Source organism: Streptomyces sp. NPDC027672, from assembly GCF_055566335.1.
Genome location: NZ_JBVHSO010000024.1, coordinates 1 through 15,991, shown reverse-complemented (window position 1 = coordinate 15,991; position 15,991 = coordinate 1). Strand labels below are relative to the sequence as shown.

General features: G+C 72.1%; 14 protein-coding genes. 5 read left to right on the top strand and 9 right to left on the bottom strand.

What is annotated here, in order from left to right; genetic code table 11:
- Positions 1-177: 177 nt before the first annotated feature.
- The gene (locus ACZ4SV_RS35280) at positions 178-1,323 is read right to left on the bottom strand and encodes an FAD-dependent oxidoreductase (protein ID WP_468010801.1); all 1,146 of its coding nucleotides are present in this window, start codon (positions 1,321-1,323) and stop codon (positions 178-180) included.
- A 194-nt stretch (positions 1,324-1,517) separates the two neighbouring features.
- Positions 1,518-3,500 (bottom strand): APC family permease, encoded by a 1,983-nt coding sequence (locus ACZ4SV_RS35275; protein WP_397940874.1) that lies wholly within the window; start codon positions 3,498-3,500, stop codon positions 1,518-1,520.
- 289 nt (positions 3,501-3,789) lie between these two features.
- Here ACZ4SV_RS35275 and ACZ4SV_RS35270 point away from each other — a divergent pair, with 289 nt between their 5' ends.
- Together ACZ4SV_RS35270 and ACZ4SV_RS35265 are read left to right on the top strand one after the other, a co-directional pair.
- Positions 3,790-5,136: a hypothetical protein gene (locus ACZ4SV_RS35270; RefSeq protein ID WP_468010794.1), complete on the top strand. Its 1,347-nt coding sequence runs from the start codon at positions 3,790-3,792 to the stop codon at positions 5,134-5,136.
- A 27-nt stretch (positions 5,137-5,163) separates the two neighbouring features.
- Positions 5,164-5,415, top strand: coding sequence for a hypothetical protein (locus ACZ4SV_RS35265; RefSeq protein WP_468010790.1), 252 nt, complete (start codon positions 5,164-5,166; stop codon positions 5,413-5,415).
- Positions 5,416-5,551: 136 nt separating this feature from the next.
- Here ACZ4SV_RS35265 and ACZ4SV_RS35260 read toward each other — a convergent pair whose 3' ends face one another.
- From ACZ4SV_RS35260 to ACZ4SV_RS35250, 3 genes are all read right to left on the bottom strand, one after another.
- Complete coding sequence (locus ACZ4SV_RS35260; protein ID WP_365875805.1) at positions 5,552-5,974, bottom strand: hypothetical protein; 423 nt, start codon at positions 5,972-5,974, stop codon at positions 5,552-5,554.
- Positions 5,975-6,063: 89 nt separating this feature from the next.
- Positions 6,064-6,513, bottom strand: a complete 450-nt coding sequence (locus ACZ4SV_RS35255) for a hypothetical protein (RefSeq protein ID WP_397946835.1) — start codon at positions 6,511-6,513, stop codon at positions 6,064-6,066.
- Between the two features lie 536 nt (positions 6,514-7,049).
- The gene (locus tag ACZ4SV_RS35250) at positions 7,050-7,700 is read right to left on the bottom strand and encodes a TetR/AcrR family transcriptional regulator C-terminal domain-containing protein (protein WP_468010785.1); all 651 of its coding nucleotides are present in this window, start codon (positions 7,698-7,700) and stop codon (positions 7,050-7,052) included.
- Between the two features lie 67 nt (positions 7,701-7,767).
- Between ACZ4SV_RS35250 and ACZ4SV_RS35245 the strand changes: the two genes are divergently transcribed.
- Positions 7,768-9,162, top strand: coding sequence for an FAD-dependent monooxygenase (locus ACZ4SV_RS35245; protein WP_468010781.1), 1,395 nt, complete (start codon positions 7,768-7,770; stop codon positions 9,160-9,162).
- A gap of 196 nt (positions 9,163-9,358) precedes the next feature.
- Here the strand turns inward: ACZ4SV_RS35245 and ACZ4SV_RS35240 are convergent, their stop codons facing one another.
- Positions 9,359-9,850 carry an Lrp/AsnC family transcriptional regulator gene (locus ACZ4SV_RS35240; protein ID WP_468010916.1) on the bottom strand — a complete coding sequence of 164 codons (492 nt, stop codon included), beginning with the start codon at positions 9,848-9,850 and terminating at the stop codon, positions 9,359-9,361.
- A gap of 137 nt (positions 9,851-9,987) precedes the next feature.
- On the opposite strand from ACZ4SV_RS35240, the gene ACZ4SV_RS35235 reads away from it, so the two are divergent.
- Positions 9,988-10,674, top strand: a complete 687-nt coding sequence (locus ACZ4SV_RS35235) for a nitroreductase family protein (protein WP_468010778.1) — start codon at positions 9,988-9,990, stop codon at positions 10,672-10,674.
- A 40-nt stretch (positions 10,675-10,714) separates the two neighbouring features.
- Here ACZ4SV_RS35235 and ACZ4SV_RS35230 read toward each other — a convergent pair whose 3' ends face one another.
- Complete coding sequence (locus tag ACZ4SV_RS35230; protein WP_468010774.1) at positions 10,715-11,734, bottom strand: helix-turn-helix transcriptional regulator; 1,020 nt, start codon at positions 11,732-11,734, stop codon at positions 10,715-10,717.
- Positions 11,735-12,141: 407 nt separating this feature from the next.
- On the opposite strand from ACZ4SV_RS35230, the gene ACZ4SV_RS35225 reads away from it, so the two are divergent.
- On the top strand, positions 12,142-13,734 hold the full coding sequence (locus tag ACZ4SV_RS35225) for a M60 family metallopeptidase (protein ID WP_468010771.1): 1,593 nt from the start codon (positions 12,142-12,144) through the stop codon (positions 13,732-13,734).
- Between the two features lie 460 nt (positions 13,735-14,194).
- On the opposite strand, the gene ACZ4SV_RS35220 is transcribed toward ACZ4SV_RS35225, so the two are convergent.
- Together ACZ4SV_RS35220 and ACZ4SV_RS35215 are read right to left on the bottom strand one after the other, a co-directional pair.
- The gene (locus ACZ4SV_RS35220) at positions 14,195-14,395 is read right to left on the bottom strand and encodes a hypothetical protein (protein ID WP_468010767.1); all 201 of its coding nucleotides are present in this window, start codon (positions 14,393-14,395) and stop codon (positions 14,195-14,197) included.
- Positions 14,396-14,917: 522 nt separating this feature from the next.
- Positions 14,918-15,169 (bottom strand): hypothetical protein, encoded by a 252-nt coding sequence (locus ACZ4SV_RS35215; protein ID WP_468010763.1) that lies wholly within the window; start codon positions 15,167-15,169, stop codon positions 14,918-14,920.
- Positions 15,170-15,991 lie beyond the last annotated feature (822 nt).

Here is a 15,991-nt window from a genome sequence, read left to right as displayed (position 1 = left end):
GCCCGCGCGGGTCAGGGCGGCCGGTCGTCGCAGGGCCGGTCGTCAGAGGGGCCGGTCGTCGCGGGCCCGGTCGTCAGAGGGGCCGGTCGTCAGAGGGGCCGCCGGCGGGCGGCCGTGGCGCACGCGGAGGCGTGGCGCGGGTGCCGCCGTCCGGGCCGTGACCCGCGAGGGATGCCCTCAGTTGCCGGCGCGCGGGGTCTGCTCCTCCGCGCCGAACGCGGCGAACAGGCCGTGGGGTGTGTCGTCGCCGAAGAGGAGCGCGTTCACCCGGTCGCCCTCGACCGCGGCTTCGGCGCTGCGCGGGAACATGGCCCGCTCGTAGGCGGCGAGCGCGGCTTCGGTGTCGCCGGGGTGCGCGGCGAGCGCCTCGCCGAGTTCGGAACCGTCGTACATGGCCAGGTTGGCGCCTTCGCCGTTCGGAGCCGAGAGGTGGGCTGCGTCGCCGATCAGGGTCACCCCCGGCACCCGGTCCCACCGGTGCTCGGCCGGCAGCGCGTACAGCGGGCGCAGGAGCGGCGCCGTGTCGCTGTCGGTGATCAGCGCGGTGAGTTCCGGCGCCCATCCGGCGAACTCCTCCGCGATCCGCTCGGCGGCCGCGGTGGCATCGGTGAAGTCGATGGCGTCGAACCAGTCCTGCTCCTCGGTGAGGGCCACGTAGGTGTGCAGGGTGCCGCCCTTCTCCCGGTGCGTCTGGATGGCCTTTCCCGGCGCGAGCGCGAACATCGACCCGCCGCCGGCCGTCTTCGCGGCGGCGGGGTGCCGGGTGTCGCTGTCGTACAGGTACGTCTCGACGCACGACCTGCCGACGTACTCGGGTACGGCGTCGGAGAGCAGCGGCCGGACGCGGGACCACGCGCCGTCCGCGCCGACCAGCAGGCTCGTGACGACGGTGGCGCCGTCGGCGAAGGCGATCTCGTGGCGGCCCTCGCCGAGGGAGCGTACGGCGTCGGCCTTGCACCCCCAGCGGACGGTTCCGGCCGGGAGCGAGTCGAGCAGGAGCTGCCGCAGCTCCCCGCGCTGCACCTCCGGGCGTCCTCCGGTGCCGTCGTCGGCCTTGTCGAACAGGACGGTCCCGTCCCGGTCGAGGAACCGTATGGCCTGGCGGCCGGGCAGGACGAGGCCGTGGAACTCGTCGATCAGACCGGCCGCCCGCAGGGCGAGCTGACCGTTGTAGTCGTGGATGTCGAGCATGCCGCCCTGCGCGCGGGCCGTCGGCGAGACCTCCGCCTCGTAGACCGTGGCCGGGATGCCGTGGACGTGGAGGACGCGGGCGAGGGTCAGTCCTGCGAGCCCGGCGCCGATGATCGTGACGTCCGTGGTCATGGTGGGTCCTTGTCTGTCGCACGCCTGCCGGACGGGATCCGGCGGGATCACCGGAAAGGTCCCAGACCACGCCGACATCCGGCCGACACCCGGCCGACAGTGCCGACACCCGGCCGACAGCCGGCTCCGCCGCGCGTGGGGGCGCGGCGGAGCCGGTGGGTGCGGACCGCCGCCGGGTGCCGACGCGGCCGGGGTCAGCTCCCGACGTGGATGCCGGGACGGCGCTCGGGATCGGGCTCGTTCCTGCGGATGATCTCCCGGGTGACGGGCGCCGTGTCGCCGCGGCCCAGGAGGAAGTAGCGGAACATGTGCTTGAGCGGGCTGCCTTCGGCCCAGGCGAAGTAGCAGTGCGGGCGGACGCCTGTGGCGTTGCGCAGGGCCAGCAGGATCGCGGCGATGGCGTTGGGGGCGGCCGGGGCCTGGGCGCGCAGGACGCGGTAGCCGTCGACCTCGACACCGTGGACGGTCAGGGTGTCGCTGAAGTCGGAGGGGTCGACCACGTCGATCTCCAGGAACAGGACGTCGGCGCGGCCCGGCACCGGGTTGGCGCCGCGCTGTTCGCGTTCCTTGTCGGCGTACTCGGCCCGGTCGCCGGCCTGGCGCCGGTTGGCGATGATGTTGAGGGAGTGGTCGTAGGCCAGGCTGTCGGCGACGAACCGGCGTGCCGCGGCGTCGAACTCGATGCTGTCGGCCCGCAGTTCCGTGGTGCGGGTGATCCGCGAGACCAGGGAGACGAGGACGATGCCGGCGATGAAGACGCCGGAGATGGCTATGCCGTCGGGCTTGTCGATGATGTTCGCCACCAGCGCGTACAGCAGCGCCGCGGTGAGCGCGGCGAAGCCGGTGCTGCGGGCGCGCTGCCGGCGGCGGGCGGCGGAGACGGTGACGGCGAACGCACCGGAGACCATCATGGCGAGGACGCCGGTGGCGTAGGCGCCGGCCTGGGCGTTGACGTCGGCGTCGAAGGCGATGGTGATGCCCACGCAGATGGCCGTGTAGACCAGGACGACCGGCCGCACCGCCCGTCCCCACTCGGGGGCCATGCCGTAGCCGGGCAGGTAGCGGGGCACGATGTTGATCAGTCCCGCCATCGCGGAGGCGCCGGCGAACCAGAGGATCAGGATGGTGCTGATGTCGTAGACGGTGCCGAACGCCTCTCCGACGTGCTCGTGGGCCAGCCAGGCCAGGGCCCTGCCGTTGGCGCCGCCCCCCGCTTTGAACTCGTCCGCGGGGATGAGCACCGTGGTGACGAAGCTGGCGGACAGCAGGTAGACGCTCATGACGAGTGCGGCGGCGGTGAGCAGCTTGCGGGTGTTGCGGATGCGCGCCTCCAGCCGCTGCTCCGCGTCGGCGCCGTCGGCGGTCACCAGCGGCATCATGCTCACCCCGGTCTCGAACCCGGACAGGCCCAGCACCAGCAGGGGAAACGCCAGCAGCGCGGGGCCGGCGAGGTCGCCGAAGCCGCCCCCGGTGTCGCGCAGGGCGCCGGTCCACGCGGCCCAGGCGCCGTCGGTGGTGAAGACCTGGACCAGCCCCACGGCGATGACGACGGCGTTGAGGGCGAGGAAGGCGGCCACCAGCGGGATGGCCACGCTGACCGCCTCGCTGAAGCCCAGCAGGAACACCGCGCCGAGCAGCACCAGCAGGCCCACCGTGATGAGTACCTCGTGACCGTGCAGGGCGTGGGGCAGATAGGGGTTCTCCACCAGGTGCACGGACGCGTCCGCCGCGGAGAGAGTGATGGTGATGATCCACGAGGTGGCGACGAAGCCGAGCAGCACCAGCACGAACAGCTTGCCCTGCCAGAACGGCAGCAGATCCTCCAGCATCGCCACCGATCCGGCGCCGTGCGGGCTCTCCCGCGCCACCCGCCGGTACATCGGCAGCATGCCCAGCAGGGTCAGCACCACGATGATCAGCGTCGCCAGCGGAGAGACGGCCCCGGCCGCCAGGGCGGCGATCGCCGGCACGTAGGCCAGGCTGGAGAAATAGTCGACGCCGGTCAGGCACATCACCTTCCACCAGGCATGCGACTCGCCGTGTCCCTCACCGGCGGCCGGCCCGACCGGCTGCACCCGGTGCCGCAGCAGCCATCCGGCCAGCCGGCCGGTGGGCTGGGCACGCAGCGCGGGACTGTCCACCACGGCCGGCAGGACCGGCTCCTTCTCGTTCTTCACGGCCTTCAGCCGTCCTCTCCCCGTACGACTCGTCGGCACCACTGGACACTCCCCCGCCGGACGGCCTCCACGCATGCGTCTCGGCTCCTGTCGCCCCGGCCGGGTGGACATCCAGTGCCTGATAGTTGTTACCCACGGGCGGTGAATCATTCGATCAAGCCCGCGGCGATCCGGCACCGGCCCCGGTCCCCGGCGGCCACGGCGGCTCCTGGCGGTCCTGGAAGGGCAGCGATCCCCATCCTGGATCACAATGGGACACATGTGACGGCCGACTCGTGGAGGCGCGGTGATGGAGGGCAACGCCGGGGACGACGAGGGGGCCGTCGAGGAACATGACGGGTACGACGCCGAACTCGACGACGACAGCGAATCCGACGCCGGGGAGACCGACGAGTACACCGAAGCCGACGCGGACATCGACGAGTACACCGAGCCCGAGCCGTACGACGTCGAGCCGGAGCCCTACGGCAGGGCCGCCCCGGCGCGCGAGACCGCGGTCGGCCCCGCCGGCGAGACAGCCGGCGTCCGCCTGCCGGCCGGTGTGGACCCCGATGTCTTCCTCGACGTCCCGGTACTGAAGGTCGACGAAATCGAGCTGGACGTCGAGGACCTGCGCGCGCACGTCTCGCTCCAGGCCGAGGTGCTCGATCTGGTACGACTGAACGTGGGCGCCGATGTCTCGCTGGGCCGGGTGCACCTGGGCATCTCGGGTGTGGACGCGCAGGCCCAGCTCCGGGTGCGTCTCGACAACGTCGCGGCGATCATCAACCGCGTGCTCACCACGCTCGACCGCAATCCGGAGATCCTGCACGAGCTGGCCCGGGGCGTCGGGTCGGCCGTGCAGGACGTGGGCGGCGGAGCCCGCCGGGCCATCGGCGAGCTGGGGACGGGGGCCGGAAGCGCCGTGCAGGATGTCGGGCTGGGCGCCCGGGCCGCCGTACGGGACGTCGGTCGCGGTGTCGGCTCGGCGGCGCGGGACGTCGGCCGGGGAGCCGGAGCTGCCGTTCAGGACGTGGGCGGCGGTGTCGGCTCGGTGGCGCGGGACGTCGGGCAGGGAGCCGGAGGCGCCGTCGGGGATGTGGGCACCGGTGCCGGGCGCGTGGTGGAGGACGTCGGCGGCGAGGCGGGCCGGACGGTCGGCGCGACGGGCGCGGTGGCCGGCGGCACGGGGGCAAGGGTGGCCGAGGAAGCTGCGGGGGTAACCGAGGTGGCGAACGAGGCAGGCCGGACCGTCCGCACGACGGGCGCGGTGGCCGGCGGCACCGGCGCAAGGGCGGCCGAGGAAGCCGCAGGTGCGACCGAGGTGGCGAACGAGGCAGGCCGGACCGTCGGCGCAACCGGCGCGGCGGTCGGCGGCACCGGCGCAAGGGCGGCCGAGGAGACTGCGGCGGAGGAGGCGGTACGGGACAGCCGTGCGGCCGTCGCGGACAGCGCCCCGGCCGCGGCGGCCGGTACCGCGCACCCCGCCGAGTCCGCCGGGCGGGGCACGGTCCGCAGGTCCGCGGAGGAGGGCCGGCGCCGGGCCGTCCGGGGTCAGGAAGGCACTCGTGCGCGCCGAGCGCGCACCGAGGACGGCAAACCGGCGGCCCGGCCCCGTCGCCGCCGGCCCGCCGAGGAACCGGACGAGCCGCCGTGAACAGGAGGCGCGGAGACGGAGCGCGAGATGTGCGACATCTCGTTCCGGTCGACGGTCCGTGCCGAACGTCTCCGCTTCACGGAGGAACCTCGGACAGCCGTCCGCTTCCCCGGCACCGGGGCGCGGCAGTCGGTGAGCCACAGCGACCGCACCCGCCTCCCCGACCGGATCGAGCCCGGCCGGGAGTACCGCGACGTCACCGTTTCCTACCGTCTCGCCACCCGACTCACCGAGGCGGAGGACACAGAGAACGGCTCGGAACCGCTCGGCGGTCCCTGAAGTCCCCGGCGGATCGCAGTGTTCCTTTTCGCCTGCACCCTCGCGCCACCGGCCTCCGCACTTCCGGCCGCAACGGTCATCGGTGCCTGACGGAGGCCCCGCCCCATCGACCGCCTACCGCCGGCCGGACGGCCGCTCAGCTCCGCCCGGCCGGCGTCCACGGCTTCTCGGGCGGCGGCGGGCCCTCCAGAGCGCTGCGGATCTTCTCCTTCAGACTCTTCGGCGAGGCTTCCTTCTCCTCCGTCGTATGCATGAGCCGTGCGACGGACACCCGTATGTGACACTCGCGGTGGCGCTGCCTGACGAGCACCACCCAGCTCCCGTCCCGGGTGAGCAAGGCGTGCCGGGCCGGCTCGTCTCCGGGCCGGGCGTGCCGGGCGAGCACGTGCGGCGTGTAGTGCAGCGCCGCGTCCTCCGCGGCTGCCACCGCCTGTGCCTCGTCCCCGTCGATGGGATGAGTGCCCACCAGCATCCAGCGGTGCAGTCTCAGTTCCACGCCGTCGACGCGTTCGGTCTCACGAGTGTCCTCTTCGATGAGGACGTACCACGCAGCAGTCACGGCTGGGGCCTCTCCGTCTTCCGGGGCCGAGGCCAGCCAGCGGGGTCACCCGGCGAATATACCTTCCGGACCTGCCGGGACGCGGTGCTTCAGGGGCGGCGGCGGTCGGTGCGGGGGGCTTGCGGGCACGGCGGGCGGTTCCGGGGCGGCCCGGTCGGCTGGGACGGCGGCCGGCGGGCGGCGGCCAGGAGCGCGGTGACCCGTGCGGGGTCGGAGCCGGTGATGGTGGCGATGCGGTCGATGCTCAGCCGGAGGTCGTCGTGCAGGAGCGCGGTGTCCTCGGCCGGGCTGGGGGTGCGGCCGGCGCGCTGGGCGACGGCCCGGGTGTGCCGTTCCCAGGCCCAGGCGGAGGGGCACCGCCTGGTCATGACCCAGGTCCAGTTGCCGGCGACGAGGTCGAAGAGCTGGGCGACGCTGACCTGGGCCTCCTCTTGTGGCAGGCGTGCGGCGGCGTAGGCGTGGTAGACGGGGCGGTGCAGGTCGCAGAAGGCGTGGAAGGCCGTGGTGAGTACGGCCGAGGTGGGCGGTGTGGGCTCCATGGTCCTTCCCTGGCGATGGACGGACGAGTCGGCTGTGGGCGGTGGGGCGTTCTTCGGCGGCTGCGTGAGCGCGGGGCCGGCCGGCGGCGTCGGGAGGCTTCGCCGGGCGACGGTGAGCCGGCCGGTTCCCCGTGGGGCCGGGGACACCCCGGACGTACGGCGCCCGGCCGGGCGGAGACGCGCGGACCGGCCGGCGCGCGGCCGAGGCCGTCGGCGCTGACGGGGTGCTGAGTGGCGGCACGGATGACCACGCGTCGCGGACGATCTCGACGTACCTCCGGGAAAGATCACGCTGGCCTGAGGGCATGCGGGAGACGAAGGACTCGCGGATGCCCCCACGTATGGTGGGTTCCCGCTGACGGCGGTCCGAGCCGTCCCTCGTACAGGTGAAGGCGCGAGCCGGACGCTGACGCGGGCGGCGCACGTCCGCATGCCCCGGGGAGCGCGCGCTCAAGCGGCGCGTGCCCCGGGGCATGCGGACGTGCGCCGGATGCCCCGCAGTGCGCGCTTAGACGTCGAATGGCCCGGGGGCGCGTTCAGCCGATCCCGTAGCGTGCGCCGATCCCCGCGACGACGAGCGCCAGACCCTCCTCGAACTGCCGGTCGTAGTCGTCGAAGAGGAGCCTGCCGGCCTCGGCGGCGAGGGGGAAGCCGGCCATACGACGGGCGCGTTCCTCGATGTCGAAGCCCTCCCGGCGCTCGCCCGGCAGGGGCCGTACGCCCTGTTCCTCGATGACGAAGCCGATGGTGTAGGCGTTCACCGTGCGGCCCGCGTCGACCGCCTGCACCAGGGTGAACCCGGCCTCGGTCAGCAGCCGCAGGTTCGCCTCCAGGGCGGGGGCGTGGTCCGTGCCCGTGAACCGGGAGCCGCTGAACACCTTCGCGCCGTCACGGTAGCCGAGCAGCGCGGTCCGCAGTCCGTGGCTCATGGCGAGCAGCCGTTCCCGCCAGGTGTCGGCGGGGTCGAGCACGGTCCCGGCGACCATCCGCCGGTACATCTGGGTGGCCATCTCGTCCAGTAGCGCCTGCTTGTCCCGGAAATGCCAGTACAGGGCGGGTGCTTTGACGTCCAGTTCCTTGGCGATGGCGCGCAGTGTCAGCCCGTCCAGGCCGACCTCGTTCAGCAGCCGCAGGGCCGTGTCGGCGACCCGCTCGCGGTCGAGGGGGGTGCGTTTCTCCGTACTCACGCTTGACAGCTTAACAACGTTAAGTGCAGTCTCGACCCGTCACTTAACGACGTTAAGGGGAAATCTGATGGATACGGCAAATGTGAGGGACGTTCTCGTGGTGGGCGCGGGCCCGACCGGTCTCGCGCTCGGGATCGACCTGGCGCGGCAGGGCGTGGACGCCCTGGTGGTGGAGCGCGGGGAGCACCTGTTCCCGGGGTCGCGCGGCAAGGGGATCCAGCCGCGCACCCAGGAGGTCTTCGACGACCTCGGCGTGCTGGACGCGATCCGGGCGGCCGGCGGCCGCTACCCGAACCGGATGATCTGGAAGAACGGCGAACGGATCGGTGAGCAGCCGATGTTCGAGACGCTGGACGCGGACGACGGCACGCCCTGCACCGAACCGCTGATGATCCCGCAGTGGCGGACGCAGGAGGTGCTGTACGCGCGGCTGACCCGGCTCGGGGGCGAGGTCGCCTTCGGACACGAGGTGACGGCCCTGACACAGGACGGACAGGGGGTGACGGCCCGGTTCGCCGACGGTACGGCAGTGCGCGCACGGTACGTCGTCGCGGCCGACGGCGGGCGCTCGGCCGTCCGGCAGGCGCTGGGCGTCGGGATGGCCGGGGAGACGGTCGACCCGGCGCCGTTCGTGGTGGCCGACCTGCGGCTGACGGGCCTGGACCGCGACCACTGGCACGCCTTCCCCGGGGACGACGGCAGCGTCCTGGGCCTGTGCCCGCTGGCCGGGACGGAGGACTTCCAGTTGGCGGCACGCCTGCCGGAGGGCACGCGACCCGACCTCTCCCCGGATGGCATCCGCGAACTCGTCGCCCTGTACACGCACTTGGGCGCGGCGGACGTGACGGAGGTGCGCTGGGCGTCCGGCTTCCGGCCGCGGGCGGCCCTGGCGGACCGGTTCCGGGTGGGCCGGGTGTTCCTGGCGGGAGACGCGGCGCACGTGCACTCGCCGGCCGGCGCCCAGGGCCTGAACACCAGCGTGCAGGACGCCTACAACCTGGGCTGGAAGCTGGGTGCGGTGCTGCGGGAGGAGGCGCCGGACGCGCTGCTGGACACCTACGAGGAGGAGCGCCGGGCGAACGCCGTGGCCATGCTGGAGCTGTCGACGGGCGTGCACCGCGGGGAAGTGCGGCGCGGCAAGGCGACGGTGCAGCTCGGGGTGGGCTACCGGGAGTCGTCCCTCAGCCTCGACACGCGCCCGGAGGCCGAGGGCCTGCGCGCGGGTGACCGCGCCCCCGACGGCACGGTGGCGGGCGTACGGCTCTTCGACGCGTTCCGGGGGCCGCACTGGACGCTGCTGGGGGCGACCCTTCCGGGACTCCCCTCACTCCCCGCTCCCCCGCCCTCGTACGGTCCGGGCGTCTTCCTCGTCCGCCCGGACGGATACGTGGGCTGGGCGGGCGACACCACGGAGGGCTTGCGCGCGTACGCGGAACGGACGGGGGCTGTCATCGCGCCGTGAGGCGGGAACCGCGTGAAGCGGACACCGTGAGGGGCGGGAACCGCATGAGGCGGGAGCTGTGAGGGGCGGGAGCGGGTCGCGGCGGTCGGCGGCGCGGGATGCGCTCGACCCCGTTCCCGGTCGGCCGGTGGCGCGAGGTCACCGCGGTGGCGGGTCATCCCCGGCGTGGGTCCCGACTCCCTGAGACCCGACTCCCTCAGTCCCGACTCCCCGCGCGGCCGGCCACCTCGTCGACCAGGGGCTGGACCCGGTAAGGGATGACCGCGCTCAGGGCGATGACCGTCGTGCTGCGGCGTACGCCCGGCACCTCCAGGACGTGGTCGATCACCTCTTGCACGTGCTGGTTGCTCGTGCCGGCGATGCGGCACCAGATGTCGCCGGGGCCCGTCACGATGTGGGCCTCGAGGATCTGCGGCACGGCCCGCAAGCGCGCGGTGATGGCCGCGCGGGCCGACTGGTCCACCTCGAACGTGGTGAACGCCTCGACCCCGTGGCCGAGAGCGGCGACGTCCACGTCCGGGCCGTAGCCGGTCACCACGCCGGAGCCGGTCAGCCGGTCGAGCCGTGCCTGCAACGTGCCGCGTGCGACGCCGAGTTGGCGGGCGATCTCCAGCAGGCCCTCACGCGGGCGCTCCCGGAGCAGGCGCAGCATCCGGCCGTCGAGCGGATCGAGCCCCTGTCGCGCCACTCCGTACCTGCCGATCTGTGCCGTGCCAGGCACCTCAGCCCCTCGTTCTTTGTCAGATTAGCAACGGGAGGAAGGGTCTGTTGCCTATTCGGCTGCCGGTGGCCCACGCTGTGGCCCCCGGTCCGTGAGGAGCAGTCGTGAGGCAGCACACCCACCCGTTCATCCCTTACCGGCCCGACCGGTACGACGAGGCCGAGATGGTCCGGCGAGGGAAGGAGTTCGTGTCGTTCCTCGACGGCCGGCGCAGCGTGCGGTTCTTCAGTGCCGAGCCGGTCCCGCGCGCGTGCGTCGACCTCGCCATCGCCGCGGCGAACACCGCCCCTTCCGGGGCCCACTTGCAGCCGTGGAAGTTCACCGTGATCGGCGACGCCGGGACCAAGCACCGCATCCGGGTCGCCGCCGAGCAGGAGGAGCGGGTCAATTACGAGGGCGGACGGATCCCGCCCGAGTGGCGTGCCGCGCTCGCGCGCCTCGAAACGAATGCGGACAAGAGCTACCTCGACGTCGTGCCGTGGATCGTGGTCTGCTTCGCCGAGAAGAGCACCGCGCTGCCGGACGGTTCGCTGCGCAAGAACTACTACGTGAACGAGAGCGTGGGCATCGCGTGCGGCTTCTTCCTCGCCGCCCTGCACGCGATGGGGCTGAGCACCCTGACCCACACGCCCAATCCGATGGGCTTCCTCACCGAGATCTGTGGGCGGCCCGGCAACGAACGGCCCTACATCCTCTTCCCCGTCGGCTACGCGGCCGCCGACTGCGAGGTCCCGGACCTGGCACGCAAAACGCTTGCGGAGGCGACCGCCGAGAGCCCGGGCCCTCGCTGACGGCCGGGCCCTCCTCACCGGGGCGGCGAGCCGCTCCGGTTCAGTCGACCAGGCCGAGGCGGACGGCGGTCACCCCGGCCTCGAACCGGCTGGAGGTGCCGAGTCTGCCCATGATCTGGCGCATCAGGCGGCGCAGGGTGCGGTCGGAACAGCCCAGCCGGCGGGCGATGGCGTCGTCCTTGGCGCCGGTGGCCAGCAGCGTCAGCACCTCGCGTTCGAGCACGGACAGTTCGGGACCGGTGCACCCGGGCCCGGCGGGCTCCGTCCCGGTGGTCCGTTCCGTGTGCGGCCGGGCGAGGTCCCAGGCGTGGAGGAAGACCTGGGCGAAGCACTGTGCGACGGGTGTGCTGTGCAGGATGACGTCGCCGCCCTCGCCCCGCGGTCCGGCCCCCACGCCGATGACGACGACCGTACGGTCCATGATGTTCATGTGGAGCGGTACGGTCGCCGCGACCCGCACCTCGACCCCGGCGTCGATCAGCGCGTGCAGATAGCGGGCCGGCGCGGGTGAGCGCAGCGCCTGCTGGGAGGTCAGCACGCGCATCCGGATGCCGCTGGCCGCCATCTCCAGGTCCCGCACGAGGCTGGCGTCCAGGACGCGCGCGTCGGGGAAGGCGTTGCGCATCGCCAGGAACTCCTCCCGGCTCAGCGCGTCCAGTTCCTCCAGGCGCTGCCGGGTGCGTGCGCGGTCCGTGAAGAACTCCGTCTCCACGGTGTCCCGGGGGCCGGGCCGGGGGGCCGCCAGCAGGGACAGGACATCGTCCAGCGCCCGGGCGTCCCGGCTGAGCCCCTCGACCGTCTCCCGCAGGCGGCGCCGGTGCTCCGCTACGACGTGCCGCAGGGCGCGCTCCGGAGGGCTGAGCCGTTCGCCGCTCGCGTCCAGGAGCCGCCGCTCCGCCAGCCACCGCGTCAACTCGGCGGAGATGTCCCGCAGTTCCTCCTGCTCGGTGGTGCCCCTCGCGTCCGATGCCTCGATCCGCTCCACCATGGCCAGGTAGGCGTCTTTCGCCTCGGAGTCCGCCGGCCGGCGACCCCGCGAAGGGTTCTGCTGCGCATGCATGCGCGCACGATACGGGCGCCTCACGACCGACGACCAGCCCGGCCCCCGGGCCGGACCGGACCGGCGGCGGGCGCGGACCGTGCTCCGGATGCCCGTCCACATCCGGTTCGACAACCGCGGCGGGATTGACTGCTGGTGCGTGGACCGCGTCGCGGTCAGGGGCGACGGCGCCGACGGAGTCACCCACCTCTGCGCCTCAAACGGCCGCCGTCCGGCGCCATCCGTCGCAGTCGGCGCCCCAGGCCCCTTGGCGACGCTGACGAACGCCTCCGCGGTGAATCCACCCGCCGCACGGGTGAGGGAAGGCCGTCGGGCGACTGGGGAGGCGGGGCGGTCGGTATAACCCGGGGTGATGCGGCTGTGCCGTCCGGATCGGCGTGCACGCGCGGAAAGGAAGCGTTCACGCGATGCCCGAAGGCCATGACCTCGGTCTGTCCGTGGGCCGGGTACTGCCCACCAGCGTCGAGTTGACGTGGGCGCCGGCCCCCGGGCTGGGGCCGTACCGCGTCCTGCGCGGCGACCGGGAGATCGGATCGTGCGGCGGGCAGCGCTTCACCGACGACGAAGCCTGTCCCGGCACCGAGTACGCATACCGCGTCCTGTCCACCGGGCCGGCGGGCGGTGACGCTGTCGTGAAGGTGCGTACCGGCTCGTGGCCGGCCGACGCGGGAGACATCCGGCCCCCGCACGCCCGTCCGCACGAGCCGGGTGAGCCGATGGTGCTCACGCTCTCCGGCCGTCCGACCTCCGGGGACGAGAAGACGCGCCTCGCCCTGCGGACCGTTGCGGGCAGCCGCTACCAGTCCACCGGCCTGTACGCGGCCCCGGGCCAGGAGGTGACCATCGACGTCTCCGGTGACCTGGGTCCCGGCCGCGTACTGAAGCTCTGGACCGGTGCTCCTTATCTGGTGGCTCCGGACGGACGGAACGAGAGCCCTCAGCCACGGGAGCACCCTGCGCTGGGAGCCGGCGTCAATCGGAGGCGCGACGACGCGGGCGGCATGCTCTACCTGGAGTACTCCGCGGCGCCCACGGACACCGTCACCGTCCGCGTCATCGACGGCCAGGCGGCACCGTACTTCGTGACCGGCTCCACGAGCCAGGACGACTGGCTGCGGATGCTGCGGGAAAACTCCGCCAGTCCCTACGCCGAGATCGTCTCCCGCCGCGTGATCATCACCTGCCTGCGCGAGACGATGCTGCGGCTCGCCGAAGATCAGACGGCACAAGGCACCGCGCAGGAAGACGTGATGCGCATGCTGGAAACGGTGATCCTGCTGGAGGACACCTACGCCGGACTCAGCGACGCTCCGGGTACCGCGTCCGAGCACCGGCGCTCGGAACTGGCCGAGCACTTCGTCCAGGTCCCTTCCACCGGGGGCTTCATCGCCGCCACCGTCAACCGGTGCGTCAAACTGCACGGCTCCTCACTGGCGTGGGTCACCACCCTGAGCCAGGCCTCGGGATGGGGAATGAGCCACGAACTCGGCCATCACCGGCAGCAGTTCATCTGGACCCAGCAGGCCCTCGCCGAAGTCACCCCCAACCTCTTCGCCCTGCACGTCCAGAAGGTCTTCGGTCGGCCCAACCGGCTTGTGACGGACAACCGATACGAGCAGGCAGCCGCCTACCTCGACGGCCTGCACGCCGCCACCGCACAGAACCACAGCGCCCAGCCCGACGCCACCGGCGCGCCGGCCAGTCCCTGGAACGGCCTGGTCATGCTCCGCCAGATCAGCCTCGCTCTCGGCGAGGAGGGCTGGAGCCGCCTGTTCCGCTTGGCCCGGGAGAACCCGGAGGTGCCGTTCGCCCGCGACGACGCGGCCGGCACCTGGCGTGTGATCATCTATCTCCTGTGCGTCGCCTTCCAGCACGATCTGCGCGACCACTTCCGCACCTGGGGCCTCTCGCCCGTCTACGACGACGCGTTCCACCGCCGCCTGAACGCTCTCCGCCTGCCCCAACCCGACCTCACACCGGCCACGTTCAAGGAACAGTGATCTGGCCCGCCGGTGGCTGCGGGGGTGGCCGGCGACGAAGACGGCCCTTTGCTCCACGGCCGTCCGGATCGGTCCGGCGGAGGCAGGGGCGCCGAGCGCTCGACTCGCCTGAGGGAACGGGGCGTCGAAGACGTGAGGGAGGAACTGACTGCGGGTGCGGACCGCTTCGGCCGGCATCGACGACCTCGTAGGTGTGCGCCCATACGCCCCAGTTTCACTCGAACAAGTGGAGCGTGGGGCGGCCGGCGCGGCCGACCCGGGGTTGGGTTTCCGTGCGTTCCGTGGTCGGTGTCCTGCCAAGGGTCTTTGCGCAGAGAACGGTTCCGGCCTTGCGACGCCCTGCCCCGGAGCGTTGCGCGCTTGCCGGGACAGGGCGTTCGACCAGTCGGGCCGGTCGGTTCACTTCTGCGCAGATGCAGGCTCGCGGACTTCACCACGGCCTGTGCTGTGCTTTCCCCGATCAGTCCACCACGTGGTACTTCTTCTTGGAGACTTCTGCGATCGTGGAGAATTCGCCGATCTTGTCTACCGTCCCCATGATCTCACTCAGTTGGAGATCCCCGTCGCCGCGTACGGCATCCCGGTAGTCTTGGAGACCCGCCTGCAAAGCGTTCTGGGCCTCGCGGAACTTCTCCTGGGCGAGGTCAAGCTTGGTCGACATGTGCATCACCTTTCCAATCCCCGCGCACGAGAATTGCTTGGGTCTGGTGTTTTCCCGATTCTCCCGGAGCGCAGCCGACTGGCGTCATCCGCTGAGCGGACCTTGGGACGGGCCCTGGGCGGTCGGCGCGAAAGGCGCTCGCGCCCTGCCGGGCATCGGCACGTCAAGCCTGGCACAACCCCAAGCGGCGCGCAGCTCGGCCTGCCGCGCTTGGCTTTGGAGGGCGATGGGACGCCGCCTCGTGCATGACCCGGCAGGCCATCGCCGTCGGGGTCAGAAATCCATCCAGCGCGATATTCGCAACGCCCCCTCGAAGGAATCCGGTACGAGGCGGGGTGAAAGCGCCGTTGCGCGCGTATTCGAGGAGTGGAGCGTCGGCGAAGGCACTGGAGCTGGAGGGCGACACGCGGGGGCTGCGGGTGCTGGCATGATCGAGGTTGTGACGCCGACGCCCGCCTTGCAGGTTTCTTTCCCTGGAACGGGACGCGGACAGCAGGGCCTGCCCGAAACGGCTCAGTGGGCTCAGTACACCCGCGTGCAGCCGATGCGGGTGCAGTATTCCTGGGCCAGCTCGCTGTTGTTCTCGTCGTACATCGTGAGGTAGACGCGCACGACGCCGCCCGGCTGCGGGATATTCAGCGATCCGATGAGGGTCGTGTTCGGCCCGCCTGCGTACGCGTACGGGCTGCAGATGAGGCCTGACAGCGTGCTGCCGTTCACCCCATAGGCGCAGACCCGGCGGCCACCGCTCGCCGCGTGGACGGTGCCGGACACGCTGGCGGTGTACCCGTCGGTGAAGTGGCTTCAACCATGCCACTTGTGACCAGCCGTGAACATGCCATTACGCACCTGCGTGTGTGATGTTTCCGCCTTCATGACAGTGATCATCCAAACTTACGGTGCTGACCGCGCCGCCGGCCCCGTCCGCGTACCGTTTCGGGGCCGCGGCCTCACCCATCGAAGCAACGGCATGACACACACCGAGCCTGATGGCAAGGGCCAGGCCGTCTCCCCCGTAGGGGGTGGCAACGGCATGACGACCATCTCGCCCGTCGGCAGCGCCGTCATCGGCTGCTGGAGCCGCCGCTCCCGCTATGGCACCCGCCCGGGAGGAGCCACAGCCACACGGGAAGCGCCCTGTGTCAGGAAATGAGAGGGACGGAGGTGCTGGGGTCGGGGCAAGCGGCGGCGCGGGGCTGTCACGTTCAGCCGACACGCAGGGCGTGGGGTCAATGTGCGTGACGCTTCAACGGCTGGCGCCCGGTCACGGCCCTCATACCTACGTCCCGGCCCCGGGCGCGTCCCTTCCGCTCGGGTCTGATGGCCGCGGCGGCCAGACCGGCCGCACTCCCTTCCCGCAGTTATGGACCGTCTTCGGGTGCCCAGATCGCCTAGCGACCGTCCGCGCCGGTCAACTGTGCTGACCTTCTCCGCCGGCGCGCGGCCGTTCATTCCGGCATCACACCAGACCTCCGCATCGCAGATGTGTCCAGCGCACGGTCTAGTACTGCAACGGTGCTTGCCGTGACTGATGGCCAGGTCAGGGGCTGTGTCCGCGTCGTTTGTAGTGGCTGGTGCGGGCCTGGTGTTGGCGTC